Here is a 2,807-nt window from a genome sequence, read left to right on the forward strand (position 1 = left end):
TACGAAAATGAAAGAGAAGAGAAGGGCTATTCTGACTCTTCGGAAAGCAAAGAGGAAAAAGTCAAGCAGATTACCGATAAAATGGGTGGGGCTTGGAGTGACCCAAGCGATCCTGTTGATGAATTAGCTGAAGAGGTTATTGAGAGGATCGAAGGGGAAACAGTAGCAGAGTTAGATTCTCGCTCTCAAGTTGAAGAGGAAGCAAATGCAGAGGAATTAGAGCAATCTGAAGAGCCTTCCCCCGAAGCCAAACGCCAAGCTGCTAAAGCATTTCAGGATAGAGGGGGAGTATGGTCGGATATCGGTAATGAAATTGAGGAAGAGCTTTCCCAAGAGGAAGAGCAAGAAGAGAAATCTGTTAACGTAGTTTTCGAAGAGCTAAGCCAAGGGGAGAAAAAAGAACTAGACGACGGAAGAGTATGCGCTATTGATCCACACTTGGCAAAATTTGGAGAGGATTTAGCAATGGTTCAGGAATGCCACTACAAAAACGGCGATAAGATTATCTACACTCCATTTTTCAACTGATTAAGACAATGAATTCTCAAAAACCACACCGATACAACCGGAAGGAAATGCCTGTTTTTCTGAAAGATATGCGTGATAATATCGAAGGTAAGCCGGAAACGTTTGTCTTCGATCTTGAGGGGGACGAATATCGATATATCGTCACAAACGATGAAAGTCTCAAGGAAATGATTCGTGGTATGGATGAATCTTTGATTTTCAGACAGGCTAATGATAATATAGCTATTTCGTCTTCTCAAGCATTAATAGCCCGTATTCCGGGTGATTTCCAATGTCTGTAAAGCAAAAAGAACTAGTCAATCCCGAAGTGCAATCCTTCCGTCTAACAGTTAGTGAGACTGCTCTTAACGTCGCTATTGACGAGTATATGCTTGCAAATGAGATCGATAAGAGAAGTGAATTCGTCCGTCTTTGCATCGAACATACCCTAGCTGAAGAGGGATATATCTCGATTGAGTAGCAAAATATGAGCTATATCGAAGAGCAAAGGGACGTAAGCCAATTCGCTTCGGGATCTTTCTTGTCAGAATGTCCAAACTGTGGCGATAGTAAGTCTAAGCCTTGGACATTATGTTTGGATTGTGGGTGGAATGGAGAAAAGTCTGAAATTATAGGTCACTAATTGGCGAAAGTCTCTTATATCTCCATAAGTTATCTGGATATATGAGGAAACCTAGCAAGGTGGAAGCCAAGATTATGAGCTATGCCTACTATTCCAGAGGGGACGATTTGCGAGAAGCCCTTCAAAATCAGAATTGATTCTGAGCTATCTCATACCGATAGTGAACCATGAGCTAGATTCTTTTTCGAGACGATGGTTGGGTCTTGTCTATCGATCACAGTTGTTCTCTAAGGGCATGTATCATGAGTAGGTGTCAGAATCGATTCTGACTATGGAAGGATCGAATAGTCTCGTCACTCATAGAATCCGCTTGAGCTGTGGACTATAGTAGCCCTAGTTAACTACGTTCGCTCCTTGCGTTACTCGTCCCAACAAGTTGGGACTGCGTTACTCAGTCGCTCACTCTAGTCAATATGCTACTCCGTCCCAAAGAGGAAAGAAAGGAAAGGGGGACTACAGGGGGATAGGATAGATAGGAGATTACTTCAAATACACCTTCATTCTTATAGAATATTATAGCCTCTATCCACCCAAAGAATATATGATTATAATTACAAGGCAAGTATAATGGTTAGTTTGGGATTTCTTGTAGCGATAATCACATTGATAGTGAGCATTCCAGTACTTTCAAAATACCTAGTTTGGTACTTCTACAAACCGAATATAACCATTCATTTCGAAACAAGAACCTGTCCGTTGTATTGGTTAGAACTAAACGATATTGGATTTGGAATAAGAAATGATAGCGAAATTCATTATAAAATAGAATGGGAAATACGAATGAGTGAATCATGGGACTTTAGAAACAGAGAAATATCAAAACAATATAATTCATATACTCGAGAAGGACTATTCACCTACAAGAAAAAGAAAAGCGGTGGAAAAGACATATATCTATCAAAGCATGATATCATTGCAGAACCATATTTTCCTCTGCAACCAAGTGATGAAAAGACATACATCGAGATTGTTGTTTATCCAACTGTCGAACTTTCTGAATTCACCTATCCACTTACAAATTATAATCTTCCGGGATTCTTTCCTAAGACACAATTAAAACCAGTAAAGAAAGAATGTGTCGTTTTAGATGACCTCTCAGAATTTGCAATGGTACAATGTCCAGAAAGAACAGAACAGCTTTCTAAAACATTAACAAAATATAGAGAAGGTCAGTGCAGATGAAAATCACTTTGGGTAGATAGTAGGCTTTCAAAATCTTCTCAGGTTGAATTCATGGGTTGAGTAGTCACCTGTATCTACATCATCTGCTCTTCCCCATACACCATCTGGAGCCCAATTACATTCGGCGTATGCTTGTTCATATCCGGGTGTTTGCCCCGGTTCCCAAAATGTGAGTCCAATTGCATTCCATTCATCATCTTGGGTGAATATACAAACAGCTTCTTTAGCAATTGCTATAAGTTCTGAATCACTGTATTCATCACCGTCTTCAACCAATCTTATATCAATATTGACCCTTTCCATACCGCGTTCACTGAGGTCTTCAGCATCAATAGCACCATGTTCGGGGACTTCATCATCGTTGGGACATTCTATGACATAAATTTCTCCGCTATTTACTTCATCGTCGTCAGTACTAAAGGAATATTCATACGTACCAGCCTCTAAACTTTCTGTATCTATCTCAAAGGAAATT

General features: G+C 39.9%; 4 protein-coding genes. 3 read left to right on the forward strand and 1 reads right to left on the reverse strand.

Annotated features, from left to right (window positions below; all coding sequences use genetic code 11):
• From RBH26_RS21175 to RBH26_RS21185, 3 genes are all read left to right on the forward strand, one after another.
• Positions 1–528, forward strand: a 528-nt coding sequence (locus tag RBH26_RS21175) for a hypothetical protein (protein ID WP_306760352.1), incomplete at its 5' end; no start/stop codon positions are given.
• A gap of 8 nt (positions 529–536) precedes the next feature.
• A complete protein-coding gene (locus RBH26_RS21180; RefSeq protein ID WP_306760353.1) occupies positions 537–809 on the forward strand; it encodes a hypothetical protein in 273 nt (90 codons plus the stop codon).
• Between the two features lie 908 nt (positions 810–1,717).
• A complete protein-coding gene (locus RBH26_RS21185; protein WP_306760354.1) occupies positions 1,718–2,332 on the forward strand; it encodes a hypothetical protein in 615 nt (204 codons plus the stop codon).
• Between the two features lie 27 nt (positions 2,333–2,359).
• Here the strand turns inward: RBH26_RS21185 and RBH26_RS21190 are convergent.
• Positions 2,360–2,807 (reverse strand): hypothetical protein (locus RBH26_RS21190; RefSeq protein ID WP_306760355.1); only part of this gene is annotated, 448 nt, incomplete at its 5' end.

Origin of the sequence: Natronolimnohabitans sp. A-GB9 (assembly GCF_030848565.1) — an archaeon.
GTDB lineage: Archaea > Halobacteriota > Halobacteria > Halobacteriales > Natrialbaceae > Natronolimnohabitans.

What these genes read in the sequence shown, in the direction of transcription:
- RBH26_RS21180 (WP_306760353.1), top strand. Translation starts at nt 537, where the DNA reads ATGAATTCTCAAAAACCACACCGATACAACCGGAAGGAAATGCCTGTT.
- RBH26_RS21185 (WP_306760354.1), top strand. Translation starts at nt 1,718, where the DNA reads ATGGTTAGTTTGGGATTTCTTGTAGCGATAATCACATTGATAGTGAGC.